The sequence below is a fragment of the Vibrio sp. 397 genome (assembly GCF_033339395.1).
GTDB lineage: Bacteria > Pseudomonadota > Gammaproteobacteria > Enterobacterales > Vibrionaceae > Vibrio > Vibrio alginolyticus.
In genome coordinates, this window is sequence record NZ_JAWOUN010000001.1 from 453213 (window position 1) to 474848 (window position 21636).

General features: G+C 44.0%; 17 protein-coding genes. 10 read left to right on the forward strand and 7 right to left on the reverse strand.

Translation table 11 applies throughout. The annotated features are described in order from the left end of the window. The first annotated feature begins 147 nt into the window (after window positions 1–147). Together R7P36_RS02040 and R7P36_RS02045 are read left to right on the forward strand one after the other, a co-directional pair. Complete coding sequence (locus R7P36_RS02040; RefSeq protein WP_005388862.1) at window positions 148–882, forward strand: vancomycin high temperature exclusion protein; 735 nt, start codon at window positions 148–150, stop codon at window positions 880–882. A gap of 218 nt (window positions 883–1100) precedes the next feature. Further along, window positions 1101–2471 (forward strand): SLC13 family permease, encoded by a 1371-nt coding sequence (locus tag R7P36_RS02045; protein WP_017634863.1) that lies wholly within the window; start codon window positions 1101–1103, stop codon window positions 2469–2471. 142 nt (window positions 2472–2613) lie between these two features. Here R7P36_RS02045 and R7P36_RS02050 read toward each other — a convergent pair whose 3' ends face one another. Then, complete coding sequence (locus R7P36_RS02050) at window positions 2614–3951, reverse strand: GGDEF domain-containing protein (RefSeq protein WP_138939965.1); 1338 nt, start codon at window positions 3949–3951, stop codon at window positions 2614–2616. Window positions 3952–4285: 334 nt separating this feature from the next. Here R7P36_RS02050 and R7P36_RS02055 point away from each other — a divergent pair, with 334 nt between their 5' ends. Then, a complete protein-coding gene (locus R7P36_RS02055) occupies window positions 4286–5110 on the forward strand; it encodes a DUF2797 domain-containing protein (RefSeq protein ID WP_318121996.1) in 825 nt (274 codons plus the stop codon). 90 nt (window positions 5111–5200) lie between these two features. Here the strand turns inward: R7P36_RS02055 and R7P36_RS02060 are convergent, their stop codons facing one another. After that, window positions 5201–6436 carry a cysteine desulfurase-like protein gene (locus tag R7P36_RS02060; protein WP_005377986.1) on the reverse strand — a complete coding sequence of 412 codons (1236 nt, stop codon included), beginning with the start codon at window positions 6434–6436 and terminating at the stop codon, window positions 5201–5203. Next, window positions 6420–7076, reverse strand: a complete 657-nt coding sequence (locus tag R7P36_RS02065; RefSeq protein WP_005377989.1) for a 2OG-Fe dioxygenase family protein — start codon at window positions 7074–7076, stop codon at window positions 6420–6422. The genes R7P36_RS02060 and R7P36_RS02065 overlap by 17 nt, the downstream gene beginning before the upstream one ends. A gap of 359 nt (window positions 7077–7435) precedes the next feature. Here R7P36_RS02065 and trxB point away from each other — a divergent pair, with 359 nt between their 5' ends. The 3 genes from trxB to cydC all read left to right on the forward strand — a co-directional run bounded on the left by trxB (window position 7436) and on the right by cydC (window position 12000). Continuing rightward, window positions 7436–8395: a thioredoxin-disulfide reductase gene (trxB, locus tag R7P36_RS02070; protein WP_005377991.1), complete on the forward strand. Its 960-nt coding sequence runs from the start codon at window positions 7436–7438 to the stop codon at window positions 8393–8395. Between the two features lie 103 nt (window positions 8396–8498). After that, entirely contained in the window at window positions 8499–10286 is a 1788-nt protein-coding gene (cydD, locus tag R7P36_RS02075; protein WP_042521981.1) for a heme ABC transporter permease/ATP-binding protein CydD, read from the forward strand. Next, window positions 10279–12000, forward strand: coding sequence for a heme ABC transporter ATP-binding protein/permease CydC (gene cydC / locus R7P36_RS02080; protein WP_213899650.1), 1722 nt, complete (start codon window positions 10279–10281; stop codon window positions 11998–12000). The genes cydD and cydC overlap by 8 nt, the downstream gene beginning before the upstream one ends. Before the next feature lie 98 nt (window positions 12001–12098). Here the strand turns inward: cydC and R7P36_RS02085 are convergent, their stop codons facing one another. The 3 genes from R7P36_RS02085 to R7P36_RS02095 all read right to left on the reverse strand — a co-directional run bounded on the left by R7P36_RS02085 (window position 12099) and on the right by R7P36_RS02095 (window position 16014). After that, window positions 12099–13430 carry a D-serine ammonia-lyase gene (locus R7P36_RS02085; protein WP_213899651.1) on the reverse strand — a complete coding sequence of 444 codons (1332 nt, stop codon included), beginning with the start codon at window positions 13428–13430 and terminating at the stop codon, window positions 12099–12101. Between the two features lie 83 nt (window positions 13431–13513). Continuing rightward, window positions 13514–14608: a 3-phosphoserine/phosphohydroxythreonine transaminase gene (gene serC, locus R7P36_RS02090; RefSeq protein ID WP_017634869.1), complete on the reverse strand. Its 1095-nt coding sequence runs from the start codon at window positions 14606–14608 to the stop codon at window positions 13514–13516. 137 nt (window positions 14609–14745) lie between these two features. Further along, window positions 14746–16014 (reverse strand): DUF945 family protein, encoded by a 1269-nt coding sequence (locus tag R7P36_RS02095; protein WP_318121997.1) that lies wholly within the window; start codon window positions 16012–16014, stop codon window positions 14746–14748. 186 nt (window positions 16015–16200) lie between these two features. On the opposite strand from R7P36_RS02095, the gene R7P36_RS02100 reads away from it, so the two are divergent. From R7P36_RS02100 to R7P36_RS02110, 3 genes are all read left to right on the forward strand, one after another. After that, the gene (locus R7P36_RS02100; RefSeq protein ID WP_074191312.1) at window positions 16201–18141 is read left to right on the forward strand and encodes an ATP-binding protein; all 1941 of its coding nucleotides are present in this window, start codon (window positions 16201–16203) and stop codon (window positions 18139–18141) included. Then, complete coding sequence (locus R7P36_RS02105; RefSeq protein WP_017820839.1) at window positions 18138–18635, forward strand: response regulator; 498 nt, start codon at window positions 18138–18140, stop codon at window positions 18633–18635. The genes R7P36_RS02100 and R7P36_RS02105 overlap by 4 nt, the downstream gene beginning before the upstream one ends. Before the next feature lie 290 nt (window positions 18636–18925). After that, window positions 18926–19474: a hypothetical protein gene (locus R7P36_RS02110; protein WP_005378006.1), complete on the forward strand. Its 549-nt coding sequence runs from the start codon at window positions 18926–18928 to the stop codon at window positions 19472–19474. A 192-nt stretch (window positions 19475–19666) separates the two neighbouring features. On the opposite strand, the gene R7P36_RS02115 is transcribed toward R7P36_RS02110, so the two are convergent. Further along, window positions 19667–20254, reverse strand: a complete 588-nt coding sequence (locus R7P36_RS02115; RefSeq protein WP_005378007.1) for a TfoX/Sxy family DNA transformation protein — start codon at window positions 20252–20254, stop codon at window positions 19667–19669. 369 nt (window positions 20255–20623) lie between these two features. Here R7P36_RS02115 and R7P36_RS02120 point away from each other — a divergent pair, with 369 nt between their 5' ends. Then, window positions 20624–21544, forward strand: coding sequence for an HDOD domain-containing protein (locus R7P36_RS02120; protein WP_025766846.1), 921 nt, complete (start codon window positions 20624–20626; stop codon window positions 21542–21544). Window positions 21545–21636: the final 92 nt, after the last annotated feature.

The following is a 21636-nucleotide window of genomic DNA, read 5'->3' on the forward strand; positions in this document are numbered from 1 at the left end:
ACAATTCGTTTAATAATTAGCCCCTACCATGTAGGGGCTTTTATTTTTTTATCATCCTAACCAGATTTTGGCATAAATGGGCTTCTCTCTTTTTGTTTCTATCAGATATGATGAGAACTACATTTTTAGTTAAGGATATAAAACGTTTTGTTGTTTTCTCGCATAAGATCAAAGTGGAAGCTGAAATTTTCCTGGAAGCGATTTGCTTTGATTTTGTCGATCTCTGCACTTAGTCTGCTTGTTTCTGTTATTGCCATCGACCGGTGGGTGGTTTTACAAGCCAAAGAGAGCATTTTCACTGAATACGAGCAAATCCCTCAACATGAGGTTGCCGTAGTTCTTGGTACCAGTAAATACATCGGAAAGATCCTCAACACTTACTACACTCATCGCATTAATGCGGCGATTGAGCTTTACAACCAAGGCAAAGTAAAACAGTTTTTATTGAGTGGTGATAACGCCCACCGTTCATACAACGAACCGTGGACAATGAAACGCGACTTACTTAAAGCAGGCGTGCCTGAAGAAGTGATTCACCTTGATTATGCTGGCTTTCGTACCTTAGATTCGATTGTACGAGCGAAAAAAATTTTTGCTTCGGAGCGATTTCTGATTGTGACTCAGCGCTTTCACTGTGAACGCGCACTGTTCATCGCTGATGCTTACAGCATTGATGCGCAATGTCTCGCGGTAGCAGGGCCGACGGCCAACAAGCAAAAAACATCGATGCGTGTTCGAGAACTGCTAGCCCGTGTGAAAGCGTTTTTAGACCTGTACATTATCAATACGCAGCCTAAGTTTCTTGGCCCTCAAGAACCTATCGTCGCAGTAAAAGAGCCAAATAAAGCAGCTAACGAGCCTCTTCAAGTCCCCGTCGAATAGAGGAATAACGTGGCTCACAAGCCTAGTAACATTTCTATAAAACAAATGGGTAGTTTTCTACCCATTTCCAATTCTCAACATCACACTTTCTAATTTGCTCTACGATTCAGGCAAAACTCTTTTTCGCATTCAAAGTAACATTTCATCAATAAATAACTACAAGTCAGTTACTTTGCCATAAAAAACCGACAAAAGGCAATGCAAAAGGAGCACTACCCATGACCGCACTCGCTGTGACATTGAAGAATTGGTTCTTCACTCGCAACAGCATGATTTTGAACGCGAATATCCTATTGTTCATTATCTTGTTTAATACCTTACCCTTTGAACCACAAGTAGTAACCGGCCTGAGCATCTTAGTTTTTGTTGCTATTTTGTGGCTAACCGAAGCGATTCACGTCAGCATTACCGCGCTGCTCATACCACTACTTGCGGTATTTTTGGGTGTGTTCAACACTCAAGCCGCACTGAATAACTTTTCCAACTCCATCATTTTTCTATTTTTGGGTGGTTTTGCACTAGCTGCGGCTCTGCATAAACAAAAGTTAGATCAAGCGATTGCAGATAAAGTACTATTGCTGGCAAGAGGAAAAATGTCTGTCGCTGTATTCATGCTATTTGGTGTGAGTGCTGGCCTGTCAATGTGGATTTCAAACACCGCCACCGCCGCGATGATGTTACCGCTTGTGCTGGGTGTGATGACAAAGCTAGACGCCAAGAAAAACCACAACACCTTTTTGTTTGTTCTACTCGGTATCGCTTACAGTGCTTCAATTGGTGGTATTGCAACACTGGTTGGTAGCCCACCAAACGCAATTGCAGCCGCTGAAGTTGGCCTAAGCTTCACTGAATGGATGAAGTTTGGTGTACCTATTTCCCTAGTATTAATGCCAATCGCTATCCTCGTATTGTACACGATGACTAAGCCTGACCTTAGCCACAAGTTTGACCTTGACCATCAACCAGTCGAATGGACAAACGGCAAAATGATTACGTTGGCGATTTTCTTACTGACCGTAACTTTGTGGATATTCAGTAAGCCTATTAACGCTATGCTGGGTGGCTTCGCGAAGTTCGATACTCTTGTAGCCATTGGCGCCATCCTTCTACTTGGTGCTTCTCGCGCCGTCGAGTGGAAAGATATTGAGAAAACAACCGACTGGGGTGTGTTAATCCTATTTGGTGGTGGTATCTGTCTGAGTAACGTCCTAAAAGCAACCGGAACAAGCGTATTTTTGGCTCATAGCTTGTCAGGCTTCCTTGAGCAAGCCGGTATTCTCTTAACGATTCTTGCAGTGGTTGCTTTTGTTGTCTTCTTGACTGAGTTTGCGAGTAACACCGCCAGTGCTGCGCTACTTGTCCCTGTATTTGCGACCATTGCAGAAGCCTTAGGCATGTCTCCGGTTATTCTCTCTGCACTGATTGCCGTCGCTGCATCTTGTGCATTTATGTTACCTGTTGCAACACCTCCAAACGCGATTGTGTTCGGTACGGGTCATATCAAGCAAAAAGAAATGATGCGAATTGGTTTCGTATTAAACATTGCCTGTATTGCTGCACTAACGCTTTTCGCTTGGTTGTTCTGGTAAAAATAGCAAGTTCGATTAGCACTACACTGCTGCTCACGGTAATCGTATCGATAACCCAAACTTCCCCCCTAAGTGGTGTTCAGCAGTTTCCCTCTTGGTGGCCAGTTGGCCACCTTTTTTCTTTCCTTTCAGTGAACGGCTATCAGGCTTGCTTCTTTTCGCAAGCAAGTAAACCATAATGAGCTTCCACTCGGTTGCGGCCATTGCGCTTCGCCTGATACAACACTTCGTCAGCTCTCGCCATGGTTTCTGAGACGCGTTCATTCTGCATTTGGGCAACGCCAATACTGCAAGTTAGTGAATCACCGTGCACCCACAAATGATCCTCCACATTTTTGCGAATCATTTCTGCCTTCTCTAACGCTTGTTCAATATTGGTATCAGGGCAAAATACGACAAACTCTTCGCCGCCCCAACGAACGAGTCGATCGTCTGAGTAAATAGAAGTCGCTACCACCATGACAAATTCGCGCAATATGTCATCCCCCATTTGGTGCCCAAATTTGTCGTTCACCTTTTTAAACTTATCCAAGTCCAAATAGAGAATACTGAAGGTGTTATGCCCCCAGCGAACCTGACGAGATTGTTGTTCCAGCCAGTGTTGCACAGCATATCGGTTCATCGCGCCCGTCAAAGCATCTCGATGCGCTAACTCTGCAAACTCATAGTTTTGAGCTCGCAAAGTATCATTCACCTTTTCCAAATGACGGTGACGCTTTTGCGCTTTTTCATAAGCCACTCTATTTTTTCGTAACTCATGCAGTGAAAAAGCCAGTCCAAGCGCCATCCAAGAGAGTAATAATGCATACAACAATGTTTCTTGCGCAAGGTAAGCGCCTTCAAACTCAATTTTATCAATCACAATTCTATGTTTACCAAGTGCCGCACCAGACCCAGTTGCAATATCAATACGTGTGATGTTTGAAAATTCAGGTGCAGAGTGTTCAATCGCGACTCCGTTATCTGCTAACCACCAGGTCATCACCTGAAGATTTTTAATCGGAATTTCGACAATATCGATCGAACCCGACGGAGAAAACTGCATGCCATTATATTTAATGGTGTACTCGTCGTCCGGTTTGGAATACTCAGAATTATAATTGCGAAGATACAAACGTAGGTCGTGGCTAGGGTTAGCCCCTATTCCTGCCTCTTCATATCGCACCTTCAATCGAATCGTATGGTAGTTGGAAAGGTCAATACCCTGTGTTGGCGTTGCTGAATCGGTATAAACCGAGATTCCGCAATAAGGCCAAGCATACGAGCTCTGCTTTAGTTCACAGCTAAGAACTAGGCTTTGCCGATCGTATGTGATATCTGCCTCACTCACACCTCCTTCACTGGCATCTTTAGTTGCATAGATATTGAAATGCTCAGGTGTAATGGTCAGCTTTCGCGTATCGCCAAGCACACTATAAAGGGCAACCAAACTGATAGTGCAAATAGAAAGAGCAAAGATAAAGTTATGGATCCACTTCATGGGCAAGTGACCTGCTGAGATTATACAATACGTGGGGTTCAATAATTTCAAAAAATGAAATCAAGGTGATTTATCAAGAAATAAAATCGCTTTTTCATTCAATTCTTAGTTTCGACACATAGTAACGGATTTTGAACCGTTATCACGTTTCAAAATTTCTAAAAAGTGCAGCCCAACTTCTATTTGCGAAGCATTTCACAGCCATAATTTTTAGCAAATAAAACACGATGCATAATAATTTAGTGCAAGACATTTACTTTAAAGCTCCTGTCAACCCTGCATCTCTTCTCCACTTCAGTATATACTGTGCAAAAACACAATAATGAGTAATGTCATGTCATTAATTGCAACTGGCACGCTAAACAAAATGCGTGCTTCTCTGGACGGTGCCGTCAACTACCGTCTTCCTGTCGGTGAGGAAGAGATCGACTTAACTCCGTTTCTGGGTAAAACGCTCACACTGACTCACACTGGCAATATTTTTTGTTGCTCATGTGGAAAGAAAACGAAAAAGAGTTATTCGCAAGGCCACTGTTTTGTATGCATGAAAAAGCTAGCAAGCTGCGACATGTGTATCATGAAGCCAGAGACCTGCCACTACGATCACGGGACTTGTCGCGAACCACAATGGGGTGAAGAGAATTGCATGGTGGATCACTTTGTCTACCTGTCCAACACATCCAGCTTAAAAGTTGGTATTACTCGTCATACTCAAATCCCGACTCGTTGGATTGACCAAGGCGCGACTCAGGGCTTGCCAATTTTTAAAGTAAAAACTCGCCATATCTCCGGTTTAATTGAAGTTGAACTGGCGAAACATATCGCAGACAAGACCAATTGGCGCACACTGCTAAAAGGTGACGGTGAACCTATGGCATTGCAGGACCGTTTTGCTGAGCTATTGCCTTTAGTCGAAGAGAAAATTGCCGAGATAAAACAGCAATTCGGCGAAGATGCCATTGAAGTATTAAACGAAAGCATTACCGACCTTAGCTACCCGGTACAACAGCACCCAACGAAGATCACTTCGCATAACTTCGATAAAAACCCGGTTGTTACTGGCACTTTGCAAGGCATCAAAGGTCAATACCTCATCTTTGATACCGGCGTTATTAATGTAAGAAAATTCACTTCCTATGAAGTTGAAGTTAGTGCGTAATCGCTTGCAGAACGCGTTGATTCAAATAAAAATGAAAAAAGCTCGAGTTTGACTCGAGCTTTTGTTTTTCTATTAGGAAGAAATCGTTAGTTATGCGTCAAGGATGCTTTCTAGCACATCGAATAACATATCGACTTCTTCTATTGTGTTGTAATGCATACAACCAATTCGCACTACACCACCCGATTCTTCTAAACCAAGTTGACGAACTAAGCCCAACGCATAAAAGTGACCATTCCATACACAAATGTTATGTTCACCCAGTGTTTTCGCGATGAACTCTGGAGAATATCGGTCAAACGTTAGCGCAAAAGTTGGCGTGCGGAGTTGGCTATCTTCCTTTGCGATACCGAATAGATTGACACCATCTAATGCATTCAAACGCTGTAAGAAACGCTCACTCAAGCGCTGCTCATGTTGTTCATACAGTTGGTAGCTTTGCTCCAATCGTTGGCGAAGAGGTAAACCGACTTCACCAAATTGAGCCAGGTACTCAACCGCAGAAACGACACCAGCAAGACCTTCAAAACTTTGCGTTCCTGTTTCAAATCGACCAGGGCCTATATTAGTGGCAGGCTCGACTTTGTAAGGGCGAATACTGTGGAGCCACTGATCGGCTATGTAAGCAATACCAACGTGCGGTCCGAAAAACTTGTAAGCTGAGCAAGCTAAAAAGTCACAACCTAACGCTTGAACATCAACCAAATGATGAGGCGCATAATGGACGGCATCCACATAAACTTGTGCCCCAACATTGTGCGCCATGCTGACTACTTGCTGTACATCCACAATAGAACCCGTCGTGTTCGATGCATAAGTCACAGCGACAAGGCGCGTTTTATCAGAAAGAAGGCGGCTTAAATGCTCCATATCAAGCGTACAATCTTCTTCGTTGATACGAACTTGATGAACCGTAACGCCTTTATCTTCTGCCGCTTGCTGCCAGCTGGATACATTTGAATAGTGATCCAAAGCGGAGACAATGATCTCATCTCCTGCTTGCCAATCTCGACTAATCGCGCGACTAAGCTGAAAGGTTAGTGAGGTCATATTGGCACCGAAGACAATATTGCCAGATGAAGGGGCATTAAGTAGAGCCTGAGCCGACTCACGCGCATTTTGCATTACGTCAACGGTCACTTGGCTAGAAAAATAATGCCCGCCTAAGTTAGCGTTGAAACGACCTAAATACCCAACCATGCTGTCTAGTACTGGTTGAGGCACTTGTGAGCCACCTGGACCATCAAAAAACGTCACGGGCTTGTCGTTGTGGTATTGAGCCAACGCCGGAAATTGCTCTCTGATCTGATTAAGATTGAAGTTCATTACGCTTATCCGTAGCAGTAAGTACAAATACATCCATATGGCCCGCTTCGTCATCAATAACAGAGCGGATTGGGCACGCGTTATGCCACAGCTTGCTATCAGCCAAGATTGCGACCTCTCCGGTTTCTAGCACTTTACGGAAAAATGGGGCTTGGTTATGGCTGCTGTACAGCATGATGTCGCCACCGATGATGTTATGGCGTCCCACACCAACCATTGCAATATGATCAAAACCGTCTTGGTGCACACCTTCAGGTGCTACTTGGGTTTCTTCTTCCAGTGCCCTGATACGGATTTGGTGAATTTCTATTTCTTGACCGTTTGGCAGATGATTCGCATTGACAAACAATTCACACATTTCTCGAAATCCATCGCTGGTAAGAATATCCTTCTCAATTGGCTCGAATTGTCTTACTACATCACCTTGAAATCGGTTGATATCAGAGGATTGAACAAAGCTATTTTTATTTAAGTCGATGACTTTGCCGTTATCAAAGCCAACCACAGAATAACGTCGTAGTCGATACTGACCATCTGCATGTTCGGTACGAGGCAGTTCTTCAAACGATGGGGAAAGCTGCTCAATTGCTGCCATGCTGAGCTGTGTTAAATGTAGAGTATTCTCACGTGAATGTAACATCATTTGCTCCTTTAATGAGGCACATTAATTAACATTTAATTTACACACTAGGTTACGCAAATATTCTGCAATTACCAGCTTTTAACGTTGATAGCTTCAACAAAACGACGAAAACAACATAACAAACCAAACCAAACCACAAAAACAGAGCCATGTTTCAGTTTTACGCTTTGACAATATTTGAAACTAGACTTCTCTACTACGAATAGAATTTTATGCTAGAAGTCAACGTTCTCAATCAATATTTAGTGGGTTCTAATCTATAACCAATTATTCGATCACAATCGTTGTTTATGCTTTTAAAGCACTAAGAATTTCCATACAATCGAGGGAAATGTTACGCCCTTTTTGGAGCCATAATGAGCGACGTAAAACACTGTAAATTATTAATTCTTGGTTCTGGTCCTGCAGGATACACAGCTGCCGTCTACGCAGCGCGTGCAAACTTAAACCCTGTGCTTGTGACGGGAATGCAACAAGGTGGTCAGCTAACCACCACAACTGAAGTTGAAAACTGGCCAGGCGATGCTGAGGGACTGACAGGTCCAGCATTGATGGATCGCATGAAAGAACACGCCGAGCGTTTTGAAACTGAAATCGTATTTGATCACATCAATGAAGTAGAGCTATCACAACGCCCATTTCGTTTAAAAGGCGACTCAGGTGAGTACACTTGTGATGCCTTAATCATATCTACCGGCGCATCAGCAAAATACCTTGGCCTTGAGTCTGAAGAAGCATTTAAAGGTCGCGGCGTTTCTGCTTGTGCAACCTGTGACGGTTTCTTCTACCGTAATCAGAAAGTTGCAGTTGTGGGCGGTGGTAACACGGCTGTTGAAGAAGCGCTATACCTATCTAACATTGCGTCAGAAGTTCACCTGATCCACCGCCGCGATTCATTCCGCGCAGAGAAGATCCTTGTGAAACGTCTGATGGATAAAGTTGAAAGCGGTAATATCGTTCTTCATACCGATCGCACTCTCGATGAAGTACTGGGTGACGATATGGGCGTAACGGGCGTCCGCATTAAAGACGTGAACAGCGGTGCGACAGAAGATATCGATGTAATGGGTGCATTCATCGCAATTGGTCACCAGCCAAACACACAAATCTTTGAAGGCCAAGTAGACATGAAAGATGGCTACATCATCGTTCAATCAGGTCTTGAAGGCAACGCAACACAAACTAGTATCGAAGGTGTATTTGCAGCTGGCGACGTAATGGACCACAACTACCGTCAAGCGATCACCTCTGCAGGTACAGGTTGTATGGCTGCATTAGATGCTGAACGTTTCTTAGACTCACTTGGTGACAAATAACTTTTCACATTTGTGTCATATCCTTAAAGCCCAGCGGTATTCCCGCTGGGTTTTCTTTTGTATACTACCGCCTCATTAAAACAATTATCATTAAGCCTTCACGATGGATAAGAAAAAGCAAAGCAGCTTGAATAAGTGGCTGAAGCAACAAAGTAAGTTAGCCAAGCGCTGGCTTATGATTGCGATAGGCCTAGGCGTACTTTCAAGCGTGTTTTTATTGGCTCAAGCAGCCCTGCTCGCCTCCATTCTGCACCAGTTAATCATTGACCAAGTCGACAAAGCCGAGCTCATTTGGCATTTTGTTGGGCTCGGTGGCACGGTTATCGGTCGAGCTGCTTGTACCTGGGGTCGAGAGCTTGCCGGTTACCGTTGCGGGGAGCAAATTCGAGTTTATATTCGCCAACTCATTTTAGATAAAGTTCATAAGCTTGGGCCAGCTTACATCAAAGGCAAACCTGCTGGCAGTTGGGCAACGCTCATCTTAGAGCAGGTAGAAGATATGCAAGATTTCTTCTCACGCTACTTGCCTCAAATGTCATTATCGGTACTAGTGCCTTTCATCATTTTGGTTGTCGTATTCCCAGTAAACTGGGCAGCAGGCTTGATCTTCCTGGTCACTGCACCACTAGTGCCTATTTTCATGGCACTGGTTGGGATGAAAGCCGCAGAAGCAAACCGTAAAAACTTTAAAGCGATGCAGCGTTTGTCGGGTCACTTTTATGACCGCTTGCAAGCAATGACAACCATTCGCTTATTCGATAGAACAAAATCTGAAACTGAGACGCTAAAGGGTGCTTCAGAAGTCTTTCGTACTCGTACCATGGACGTTCTGAAAATCGCGTTTCTGTCTTCTGCGGTGTTAGAGTTTTTCACTTCCATTTCTATCGCAATTACCGCTGTCTACTTTGGCTTTAGTTATATCGGGGAGCTGGACTTCGGCTACTACGGCACAGGTGTTACGCTCTTTGCTGGTTTGTTCATTCTGATTCTTGCTCCAGAGTTTTATCAGCCATTACGTGATTTGGGCACGTTCTATCATGCGAAACAGCAAGCGGTTGGGGCAGCAGAAAGCATTGTCGAGTTTCTGGATTTGGAAGTCGATCAAATCAAAGATGGTACCCAAGCGTTAGATAAAAACAGCCCTATCCATATTGAAGCGAACCAGTTAACCATTTTTAGTCCGGAAGGTAAGCAGCTCGCAGGTCCCCTATCCTTCTCTCTTGAAGCCAACAAAAGTACGGCTTTAGTTGGACCAAGTGGCGCAGGTAAAACAAGCTTGGTAAACACCATCCTCGGTTTCATGCCTTATCAAGGTAGCTTGAAGATTAATGGTTGTGAATTGTCGCAACTGGATCTAGCCACATGGCGAGAGGCAGTAAGCTGGATTGGTCAAAACCCGATGCTATTACACGGTAGCATTCGAGATAACATCACACTAGGTAAGCACAATGTTCAGGATGCAGACGTACATTCTGTGTTGAATGACTCTCACGCTGCTGAATTTGTTGAAATGCATGGGTTGGATTATCCGATATCTGATCGTTCTGGTGGTTTATCTGTCGGCCAAGCGCAGCGTTTAGCACTGGCTCGCGCCATGCTACAAAATGGTCGTTTTTGGTTATTAGATGAACCAACCGCAAGCTTAGATGCTCGCAGTGAAAAACTCGTGATGGAAGGCATTAACAAGTATGCGCATGCCACAACGAATTTGATGATTACTCACCAACTTGCGCCTTTACAAAACGTATCGCAAATTCTTGTTATGCAGGACGGCCAGATTGTTCAACGTGGTGATTACGCCACACTGTCGACAGAAGATGGCTTATTTAAAGACATGTTGGAAGCGAACCTCGCACAACGTGAAACAGACAAGGGGAACTTAGATGCGTGATTTACTCCCTTATCTAAAACTCTATAAGAAACACTGGTTTGGTCTTTCGCTAGGTATGCTACTGGCATTTCTGACCTTAGCGGCATCTATTGGCTTATTAACGCTATCAGGTTGGTTTATTTCAGCCGCAGCGGTGGCAGGCTTGACGGTTGCTCGTGAGACCTTCAACTACATGTTACCAGGTGCCGGGGTACGCGGCGCTGCAATGGCTCGAACCGCAGGTCGATGGGGAGAACGTGTCGTTAGCCACAATGCAACGTTCAAGCTGCTTACCGATCTACGTATCTTCTTCTTTAAGAAACTTGCACCACTGATTCCGGGTCGTGTTTCTACGATGCGTGATGCTGATCTGCTCAACCGCCTAGTGGCGGACGTTGACGCGATGGATCACGTTTATCTTCGACTTATCAGCCCTGTCGTGATTGGCATTTTTGGCATATTGAGTTTAACGGCTGTCCTGGCGTTCTTTGATTGGCATCTCGCGCTGCTGCTTGGCTCGATTCTTACCGTCATGTTGTTTGTATGGCCAGTGTTGTTCTATAAACTTGGTAAAAGTAATGGCGAGAATCTCACTCATCATAAAGCGCAATTGCGAGTGGCGACTCTGGACTGGCTTCAAGGCTACAGCGAACTGAGTATCTTTGGAGCAGAAGAGCGTTATCGCAATCTCATTCTAGAGAAGCAAAAGCAGCTTTTGTCTAATCAGTTTGTGAACGCGAATTTAACGGGCATGGCTTCAGGCCTGCTTATGCTTGTGAACGGTCTTACACTGGTTGTGATGCTTTGGTTTGCTGCAGACGGCGTAGGAGGTCGTGCTCCTGATCCTTGGATTGCGTTGTTTGCATTTGCAACGATGGCAAGTTTTGAAATTTTGATGCCTATTGCGGGCGCGTTCCAGTACCTGGGTCAAACGTTGACTTCTGCTCGTCGTTTAAATGAAGTAATTTTGGCTGAACCTGACGTTGTCTTCCCTGAGCAATCAAAATATAAAGACACAACGTTAGACATTGAATTCGACAACATTGACTTCACTTACCCTGACGGTCAGCAAAAGGTGCTGAAAGACTTGTCACTCTCACTACCGTTGGGCACTAAAACAGCGATTGTAGGTCAAACAGGTTCAGGTAAATCAACACTGATTCAGCTTCTTTGTCGCTACTGGGATGTAAACCAAGGTGAAGTTCGAATCGGTGGTACAAAGCTACAAGATTGGAGCGAGTCTGACCTGCGAGAAGCAATGACAGTGGTAAGTCAACGCGTTGATGTACTGAATGGAACACTGCGTGACAACTTACTTATGGCCGCTCCAGAAGCAAGTGATGAGCGACTGTCTGAGATTCTTCAAAAAGTCGAACTTGGTGGCCTTCTTGAGGCTCCAGGGTTAGATGCTTGGTTAGGCGACGGTGGTCGTCAGTTATCTGGTGGTGAGAAACGCCGAATCGGTATCGCTCGCGCATTGCTACGTGATGCCCCAATCCTACTCTTAGATGAACCGACTGAAGGCCTCGATAAGCGTACGGAACAAAAAGTGATGGCGCTTTTCAATGAACACTTTGCTAATAAGACAGTAGTATTCATTACACACCGACTGATAGAGTTAGAAAGTATGGATAGCATCTGTTTGATGGAACAAGGTGAGATCATCGAACAAGGCGACCATCCAACGCTACTCGCTCAAAAAGGTCGTTACTACCAGCTATTACAATCTCTATAATTCGATTTTCAGTGACGAGAAGGGCTCATCAAACGATGAGCCCTTTTGTTATTCCTGTATTAATTAGTTACCTAATTAAGCACGTATACAGTGCTGATTTACCGACCAGATTTTTTGAGATAAGCCGCCATTTCATCTTCCGGAACCATGCCCCCACCAGTTGCCCAAACAAGATGTGTTGCGTTTTTGAGTTTTTCTTCGTCAAATTTCATTCGAGACTGATAAGCATGGTTATTCGAGACGTGCACTGCCCCAATCATACCGGCTAATGCAGAAGGCTCTAGATTAATACCTTCCAGTTCACTTAACTCACCCAAGTGGTGATACATACGAGCGTCATCAATGGTGTAAAAACCATCAAGTAGCCTTTCCATCGCTCTTCCGACAAATCCCGAGGCACGCCCGACTGCCAAACCATCAGCGGCGGTGATGTTATCGATACCCAAATCTTGTACCGAAATATCGTCATGCAAGCCTGTATGTACGCCCAACAGCATGCACGGTGAGTGCGTTGGCTCTGCGAAAATACAGTGGACATGCTCGCCAAATGCTACCTTCAAGCCAAATGCCACCCCACCAGGTCCACCGCCAACACCACAAGGAAGATAAACAAACAATGGATGATGCCCATCAACCACGATTCCCAAGTCATCAAATTGCTGCTTAAGACGCTCACCCGCAACAGAGTAACCTAGAAACAACGTCCGTGAGTTTTCATCATCGATAAAGAAACAGTTGGGATCTTTTTCTGCCTCTTTACGACCTTGCTCGACAGCAATACCATAATCTTCTTGGTGCTCTACGACATTAACACCATGTGACCGGAGCTTATTTTTCTTCCATTCCCGCGCATCCGCAGACATGTGGACTGAAACTGAAAAACCCAGCTTCGCACTCATGATGCCGATGGACATACCAAGATTGCCGGTTGAGCCAACCGCAATACTGTACTGCTTAAAAAACTGCCGAAACTCATTGCTGAACAATTTGCTGTAATCATCGCTTTCACAGAGCAAGCCGGCATCAAACGCCAACTTTTCTGCATGAGTGAGCACTTCATAAATACCACCTCTCGCTTTGATCGAACCAGAAATTGGCAAATGACTGTCTTTTTTGAGCATTAAATGGCCCAATATTGGCGTGTCGTATTGCTGCTCCAAACGCACTTTCATATTGGGAATATCCACCACTGCGGACTCAATAACGCCACGCGACGTTTCCGTTTCGGGAAACGCTTTCATCAAATAAGGCGCAAATCGTGTTAGCCGTTCACTCGCCGCTTGAATATCTTTTTCATCTAACCCGACATGAGGTAAGCCTTCCTCCAAGGAAGTGATATGGGGGTTGAACCAACAAACCTCTTCAAGATCAATAAGTGCTGCCAAGAGTGGGAACTGCTTAGTCAGCACTTCAATATTTGCCTTGGTCATTTTACCTTCCTGGAATGATGTGAGTTGAAATAAACAAAAGCGCCGCAATAGCGACGCTTTGGAGAACAACTATCAGTTTGAGCTTACGCGTAGGTTTTCTCAAACTCTTGCATGAAGTCTACTAACGCTTGAACACCTTCTAGCGGCATTGCGTTATAAATGGATGCTCGCATACCACCAACTGCTCGATGACCTTTTAGCGCTTTCAGCCCTTTAGAGTCTGCTAGCTCAAGGAAGGTTGCATCCAGTTCAGGCTTAGCAAGTTGAAATGGCACGTTCATCAAAGAACGGTTTGCTGAGTGCACGCCATTACGGTAGAAATCAGACTGATCGATGTAATCATACAGTAGCGCGGCTTTAGCGCGGTTCACTTGCTCAATCGCTTTTACTCCACCCTGTGCCTTCAGCCATTTGAAAACAAGACCAGACAGGTACCATGCAAAGGTTGGTGGCGTGTTGAACATTGATTCTTTTTCTGCCAAAACAGTGTAATCCAAGATACTTGGTAGTACCTGCTTCGCCATACCTAATAAATCATCGCGCACGATAGCAATAGCAATGCCGGAAGGACCAATATTTTTCTGAGCGCCCGCGTAAATCACACCGTATTTAGACACATCGATTTCACGAGAAAGAATTGTCGAAGACATGTCAGCAACAATCGGTTTGTCGGTGATAGGAAGATCGTTAATCTCAATACCATCAATGGTCTCATTTGGACAGAAGTGAACGTAAGCCGCTTCGGGAGCAATTTTCCATTCACTTGCAGGTAGAACCGCGACTTTCCCGTTGATTTCTGTTTTTGCATCAAACACGTCTGGTTCGCAGTATTTTTTCGCTTCAGCTACCGCGCTTTCAGCCCAATAACCACCATCGATGTAAGTTGCCGTATCGGCATCACCAAGTAAGTTTAGAGGAACAGCAGCAAACTGAGCACGAGCACCACCTTGGCAGAACAGCACTTTATAGTTGTCCGGAATATTCAGAAGGTCACGTAAATCCTGCTCGGCTTCTTCTGCAACTTTGATGAACTCTTTGCTTCGGTGGCTGATTTCCATGACCGAAGTGCCAAGACCTTGCCAATCGATTAGTTCCTGTTGTGCTTGCTGCATAACTGCTTTAGGCAGACCTGCTGGCCCTGCACTGAAGTTAAATACGTTGTCCGTATTTTGTTCCATGATGCTCATTGCTCCTGCTATGTAAATATTACGAAATTAATATCACGTTTTCGCAGTGATAAAAACAAGAAAAGAGGTCTTACGACCTCTTTTTAAAGACTAAGCGTTGAATTGGAACAAATTCGCAACAATACGAATTACTGTTGTTGCATCAAAGCAGGCATAAGTAGAGCCACCAATGGGAACTCATGCCCATTTTCGAACTTCAATTTGCCTTCACCAATTTCTGCTTTTAATTGATAACCGCCCTCTACTTTTTCGATCAACTCCATTATAAGGAGCTCATCAATCCCTTCTTGAATAAATGGGTAATGCGTTACTAATTCATCAGAGAAGTAAGTGCTAAGTTCACCAGTAGTGGCCGTCACCAACTTCATTGGATCTTGAGTAATATGCTCAGTACCTTCAGGGATGGATAGTTGCCACTCGTTGTGGAACTTGCCGTCACCGAATGCGAGTGAAAGCTCGTTCACGGATAAATCAAAACCTTTGCTAAACAGCGTATCGACATGCGGCAATAAATTCGCAATTTCCTGCTCATCTAACATAGGAGAGCCTTGATAGATAGACATAATTTGATCAAAAGACTGGCTATCCACATCTGCAATTGAGAAATCCAACTTAAAGTTATCGACATCCGTCCCATCAGTTAAACGCAGTTTCTTAGCATCTAGGTTCAGCTGACTGTTCAGCTTATCACCAGACTCATTCATCGTAGTGTTGCCACGGTAACTCGCATTCTCAATCAAAAAGACAGGCGTTAAGTTCGAATCAACCACATCCAGCTTCTCTAGAGAAAAAGATTGCTCACCCAGCCAATAGCCTTTTGCTTGCTTACCTTTACCCTGACCTGTCAATGCATTCAGATGAAGCTCTTCACCGTTTTCAAAATCCACTTGAACAGAAGGAACAGAAACTTGGTAATTGAGATCACCCAATACCGTCACATCCCCTGTCACTTTTGCAGGGCTTGTAGAAACAGAAACACCTTGCGCTTCGTTACGATAATGCCAACTGTCTAGGTCAAGGGTGAATGCCGTATTGCCATTTAGTTGAGTCTGACTATGCATCGTGAGAGGCAAAAAGTCATTGTCCACCAATTTTGAATCTGCTGTTAGGCTTGTTAGACCGTGGCTAACATCACTGGTTACGTCAAACGTCGTTGGCATACCATCACGCTCTAGCTGCGTTTTAAGCTCAGGGTCAACAACTGAATAACGAGTCAGCACGACTGAAGACAAATAGCCACGCTGATACTCGACCACTTCGCCTTTAATCATTTCATCATTCATATTGGTAATACCATCTTCAATGATGGACTGACCAATTTGTCCGACAGCCAATGGCCAACACAGCGCTAATGAGATAGCACCACCAATGGCGCCGATTTTTTTAAGATTTTGCATAACGTCACTTATTAGGTATTTTCGGTCAGTCTACCCCAAACCACCTGCGGAGAAAACATTGAGACAAATCAGACTATTGATGCTTATTCTAGTCCATTAATCAGGAATCATACTTGGCTCCCACTCATCATGTCCTTTTATTGTTAAAGTTTGCGTGGCGAAGTTTTAACCGGAGCTAAAACATCTGTGAATCGTTATGCTGTGTTGTGTCTCGACAACAACCCAATCAGTGCTGAACAGTTTCGATTGGAGCTGTCTGCCTTCTCAAGTAAGTTTGATATTTTTTCTGTCGAATCGATAGAAGAGGCTCAAAGCGCTTTAGAGTATCTGGAAGAAAGAGAACAGACTGTTGCTTTAGTCATAGCGAGCCATCACGCTCATTTTAATGGCGTGGATTTTCTTATTGGTTTAGACCGGATGCCGCATACCGAGCAAGCAAGAAAAATTCTTATTAGCTGCTCGTCTGATATAGAGGCAATTCTCACTGCCGTTAATGAGGGCAGGCTCGACCACTGCCTCACTAAACCTTTGCCAGATCACGTCTTATTTAACACAGTGCAAAAAGAGCTAACCCAATTTATATTGCGAAACGGTAAAGAAGACCTGCTAAGTTACAGTCAGATATTGGATCATCACAGCTTGTTGCGAGCGCACATCAATAATCAGATGAGCCATTATCAAGCGGGCTTTTTACACGACTACCACTCGATGTCTGATGCTGAGTTGGCCGAGCAAGTGATCTCAGCTCTCCAACAGTTTTTTAAAGACAATGACGAAACAAGAGCCTGCCGCACCTATTCAACTGAACACCTATTAACCGTAGAAGGCGAGCCAAATAGCTTCTTGTGGTTTATCACCGATGGTGAAGTGGCTCTGTACAAGCGCGATGAGCAAGGCATGCAGCGAGAGGTTGTACGCCATAACAAAGGTAATATTGTCGGAGGCATGTCGTTTGTTACTGGAGAATGTTCTTTCTCGACAGCCCTAACGCTGACAAAGACAGAGGTCATCAAACTCGATCGCAACGTATTCAATAAAGTGATGCAAAGCGACTCAAACTTGCTGCCTCTTTTTACAAACTTGCTCTTACGCCACTTCAACCGCCGATTACAAAGAAGCATCAATACCAAGTTGCAACTTCAAAAAACGCTCGAATCGCTGGAGTCTGCCCACCAGCAACTCATTGAAAGAGAAAAAATGGCGATGCTCGGCCAGTTGGTTGCGGGCGTGGCGCATGAACTAAATAATCCGATAGCAGCGATATTGAGGGGCGTAGAGAATTTAACGCATACGCTAGAAAGATTACTTAACGAAGTACCCAGTTCCGATATACAAACCAAAGGCATTGAGTTGTTGAGCAAAGCTCAAACCGCAAAACCCGCATCAACCGCAGAGCTCAGATCACGCGTTAAAGCACTTAATCATGCCCTTCCAGACCGAACACTGGCTAAGAAAGTGGTGAACCTTGGGCTAGAGTCAGATCACGAGTTACTCACTCAACTAACGAAAAAACAGCAAGTGTCTTCTCATGTTCTCGATACTCTTGAGCAATACCACAAAGCAGGTTCCACTCTTCGCTCGATTAACGTCTGTGCTGCGCGAATTGCAGATATGGTGAAAAGCCTTAAAGGTTACGCACGCTCAGATGATGAGACCCAGCACTATGCTGATATTCATGAAGGTATTGAAGACACCTTGGTGATCTTCGAAAACAAACTAAAAATGCATCAGGTTTCCACTAATTACGCGGATTTACCTCCTATCCTTTGTCAACCAATCGCACTCCAACAGGTATGGACGAATTTGGTCTCTAACGCCATTGATGCATTTCCGGAAAAAGGCGTTTTAAAAATACAAACACGTCTTGCAGAAAAAGATCATACACATTACGCCGTTATCTCGTTTGAAGATAATGGGTGTGGCATTCCTGAATCGCAAAGAGAAGCCATTTTCGAGCTCAACTTCACGACGAAAAAAGAAGGCAACTTTGGTTTAGGCATTGGGCTGTCCATCTGCCAGCAAATCGTGACAGCACATAAGGGATGGATTGACGTCGAATCAGAGCTCGACAAGTTCACACGAATGACAGTCTGGTTACCAGTCATCGAAAAAGGAGATGAAATATGACCAAGTATTTAATTTTATGTGTCGATGACGAACGAGAAGTCTTGGATAGCGTGCTCCAGGATCTCGCTCCCTTCGAGGAGAACTTTGTCGTCGAAGGAGCGGAATCAGTGACTGAAGCTCGGCAAGTGATTGAGGAGATGGCGGAAGAAGAAGTTCAGCTTGCGCTCATTTTATGTGACCACATTATGCCGGAACAAACTGGGATCAGCTTCTTAATCGAACTCAGTCAAAATGGTGACACAAAAGCAGCGCGCAAAGTTTTACTCACAGGACAAGCCGGTTTGGAAGACACCGTAGAAGCCGTAAATAACGCGAGTCTCGATTATTACATTGCCAAACCTTGGAAAGGCGAAGCATTGAGAAAGGCAATCGTGTCTCAGCTTACCGCGTTTGTGATTGAGAATGATGATAACCTGCTATCCTGGACTCAAATCCTTGATTCTGAGGCAATCCTCAACGCCATGGCAGATAGAAGAGCAAGCTTTGGCGAGTAATAAAGTGTTTGGTTCTAACTTGAACTCAACGATGCTCATTGAACCACCTAACCTCGATAGTCGAACGAGGTTAGAAAAATATCGTTACTTGTCCGAGTGAAATTCTCGGACACTAAGTATATGGCGTAGTTTTTGCTTAACCCAAGGAACTATTAAGTTAATTGACAAAACATCGACACATTTTTGTTGGTCGTCGACCTTCCTTTTTATTATGATGTCGGACAAATCAGATTACGGTTCAAGTGGTTGCTTGAATCCATGGAAATAATGAACAAGGTTTATCGTTAGTTATGCGTAAAACACTATTAGCCGCTGCCTTACTAGTGGCATCAAGCCATGCCCTAGCTGCAAACGATCGCAATGCGCCAGCAACTATGAGCAACTTTAGCTACGACTATTTCGAAGCACGTATTGGCGCAAGTCCTGTGACATTTGGTGCTGGATTCAGCAAATCAATTCACCCGAACGCGCATGTTATTGCTCGTATTGACTCTGAGTTTGAAAGTGATTTTGACTCAGCTGCAGGCTTTGGCTTCCATTCTCCGCTAAACAACTGGGCAGATCTTACTGGTGAAATGCTAATGCGCGTTGTACAACCTTCGAATGAGAGCAGCACAGATGTTGGTATGGAGCTTAACTTAGGTGTTCGCCAATGGTTAGGCCCTCAATTAGAAGTAGGCGGCAAAGTCGGCTACGTTTCTATCGATAACGATGACGATTGGACTGGCTCTGCCTACGCTCGATTCCACTCAACAGAGCTTTTCTCTTTGGGTGCTGAAGCACGTATCAACGATTTTTACGGTGATCAGGTAATGTTCACTACGCGTTTTAAGTTTTAAGATTTGTGCTGTAAGAAAAGAGCAAATTAAAAAACAAAAACCGAGGTCTTTGCCTCGGTTTTTTTGTCTAATTTAATGACTAACTCAATGAAGTGGTAAAAAACTTCAACGTCCTTTTTCCGCTTTTCACACTTGCCTTTACGACCCGCTAACTCCATCGAAACGAGTCAATCATTGTGCGATCAGCTTCGCTTAGTCACACAGTGCCAATAACTGTTTTTTACGCGGCTCTTGGATCAGTTTCCAATGTACGCCATCAGTTGCACCAGCAAATTTCCACAGTAGCTTTACATCAACATCATTACCGTAAGCCGTTTTAACTTTGTTGAAGACTTTTACAGGTCCAAGTTCTAAAAAGGTTTCTACGTCATCAACACCGGCTTTCTTGACCATACGTTCAAGGGTTAGTTGCATGTTGGGTAAGTCTCTTAAGCGTCTACTGGCAGAGGACTTTTGATATTTCCGTTCCTTAATTGAGTATTCAATTGATTTCTGTACCAGTTCATCAAGCCCTACATATCCGGATTCGAATAAATCGGTTACATCATAATAATTTACGGTTGCCGTCGTCTGTTTTTTGACGTGCTTATACTTCTCACAGCTCAGTTGAGTAAACACTTCATCTAGCCCATTACCACCACGTAAGTAGCAGCAATCATTGCTGACAAGCGCAAACATAGCATCATCGGTGAATAAACCAATACCACCGAACATAGAACGTTTTTGGTACTCACTGAAGGTGCGTACATATTTAAAAAAAGCTTGGTCTGTCATGTCCATTGACCTCTTTAATCTGAATAAATTACCCCGATTAGCGATGTCACCAGATAAACAGCAGCTTATAGCGAATTATAAATGTCGATTTGTTGGCGATATTTTTGTGAGTTGTGCTCACCAACTTGCTTAATCATACTTAACGTTGAAAAATAAGTTAGGACATAGGTCACATATAAAAAAGTATAAATTCTGCATACGTGATTAGTTTCACACTTATTGTTCGTGTGGTGATATTTTTTTGACGCATAGCATGCCTAAAACGCGCCATCATTATGATCTCGCTGGCAATTACGGGCACATAATACGCATTTAATTGATAAAGAATACGCTGTAAGGGTACACTGTACGAAAGATCTCAAGTACAGCGTCACAATGGAACATTTATCATTTTTTTGGCTGCCAAATAATAAAGATAAGCTTATAAACGCACTGGAATCCGAGTTTGCTCAGCTGGTAGAACAGTCCATCTCCACGGGTAAGATTTCGTTACCTCCTATTCCTGATGTCGTGCTTAAAATTCAGCAGTTATGTGTCGAAGAACACACCACGATTGCCGATGTTGCTAACTGTTTATTGGAAGATCCCGGATTAGCAGCGGTCGTTTTACGAGTCGCTAACTCTGTGATTTTCAATCGCAGAAATATCACCTGCAACGACTTAACTACAGCGGTATCTCGTCTCGGAATACTTCGTGTACGTGATATTGTTACCGCACAAGCGATTGAGCAACTTAAACACTCAGTTAATCTCACTAAAGAATGCAATGCCATCTTGGTGAAGAGTGCCGCGATATCTCGTGAGCTCGGTGCCGTCATGGTGATGTTGGTTCAATCGTTTCGTAGCCACGAGCCAGGCACTTATGGCCATCTAGAGCAAGAAAAGGCGTTATTGGTCGGTCTATTAGCCGATATTGGGTTATTTTGCCTAATTAATGAGTACCACTTGTACTTAGATAGGGGCAATTACTTAGACCCAGATATTGCATTGCAGATCTTCCAAACACGTTGTTCTGCCACAAGTAAACTGGTACTTGAGCGTTGGGGGTTTGACAACGACTTCAGAGAAGTATCCTCAAATGAAAAATACGAGTTAACGCGACCAGAAGTGAGTTATCTCGACATCGCTAGAATTGCGCATCATTTATTGATGTTCCGCAATCACGATGAACGCATTGACGAACATGAAGTTGAATTCAACTTAACTGGTGCAGAAGTCTTGTATGAACTTAGTAACATGAGTGATACTGACTTCAATGATCAAATCCGTGCTGTACTCAATGCTAGCGGTTTGTAATTTATCGTTTTCTGATAATACCTTATCCGTGATAAAACGATTCGCTCAAGGCTGAGCTGTATGTGGTGAAATGTCTCTAATTTCAACCGATA

Excerpts from the sequence above, each read along its gene's own strand:
- R7P36_RS02060 (WP_005377986.1), bottom strand. The coding sequence starts at position 6,436 with ATGAACTTCAATCTTAATCAGATCAGAGAGCAATTTCCGGCGTTGGCT.
- R7P36_RS02120 (WP_025766846.1), top strand. The coding sequence starts at position 20,624 with ATGGAACATTTATCATTTTTTTGGCTGCCAAATAATAAAGATAAGCTT.
- cydD (WP_042521981.1), top strand. The coding sequence starts at position 8,499 with ATGGATAAGAAAAAGCAAAGCAGCTTGAATAAGTGGCTGAAGCAACAA.
- cydC (WP_213899650.1), top strand. The coding sequence starts at position 10,279 with ATGCGTGATTTACTCCCTTATCTAAAACTCTATAAGAAACACTGGTTT.
- R7P36_RS02115 (WP_005378007.1), bottom strand. The coding sequence starts at position 20,254 with ATGGACATGACAGACCAAGCTTTTTTTAAATATGTACGCACCTTCAGT.
- R7P36_RS02050 (WP_138939965.1), bottom strand. The coding sequence starts at position 3,951 with ATGAAGTGGATCCATAACTTTATCTTTGCTCTTTCTATTTGCACTATC.
- R7P36_RS02085 (WP_213899651.1), bottom strand. The coding sequence starts at position 13,430 with ATGACCAAGGCAAATATTGAAGTGCTGACTAAGCAGTTCCCACTCTTG.
- R7P36_RS02055 (WP_318121996.1), top strand. The coding sequence starts at position 4,286 with ATGTCATTAATTGCAACTGGCACGCTAAACAAAATGCGTGCTTCTCTG.
- R7P36_RS02105 (WP_017820839.1), top strand. The coding sequence starts at position 18,138 with ATGACCAAGTATTTAATTTTATGTGTCGATGACGAACGAGAAGTCTTG.
- R7P36_RS02065 (WP_005377989.1), bottom strand. The coding sequence starts at position 7,076 with ATGTTACATTCACGTGAGAATACTCTACATTTAACACAGCTCAGCATG.
- R7P36_RS02045 (WP_017634863.1), top strand. The coding sequence starts at position 1,101 with ATGACCGCACTCGCTGTGACATTGAAGAATTGGTTCTTCACTCGCAAC.
- R7P36_RS02110 (WP_005378006.1), top strand. The coding sequence starts at position 18,926 with ATGCGTAAAACACTATTAGCCGCTGCCTTACTAGTGGCATCAAGCCAT.
- trxB (WP_005377991.1), top strand. The coding sequence starts at position 7,436 with ATGAGCGACGTAAAACACTGTAAATTATTAATTCTTGGTTCTGGTCCT.
- serC (WP_017634869.1), bottom strand. The coding sequence starts at position 14,608 with ATGGAACAAAATACGGACAACGTATTTAACTTCAGTGCAGGGCCAGCA.
- R7P36_RS02095 (WP_318121997.1), bottom strand. The coding sequence starts at position 16,014 with ATGCAAAATCTTAAAAAAATCGGCGCCATTGGTGGTGCTATCTCATTA.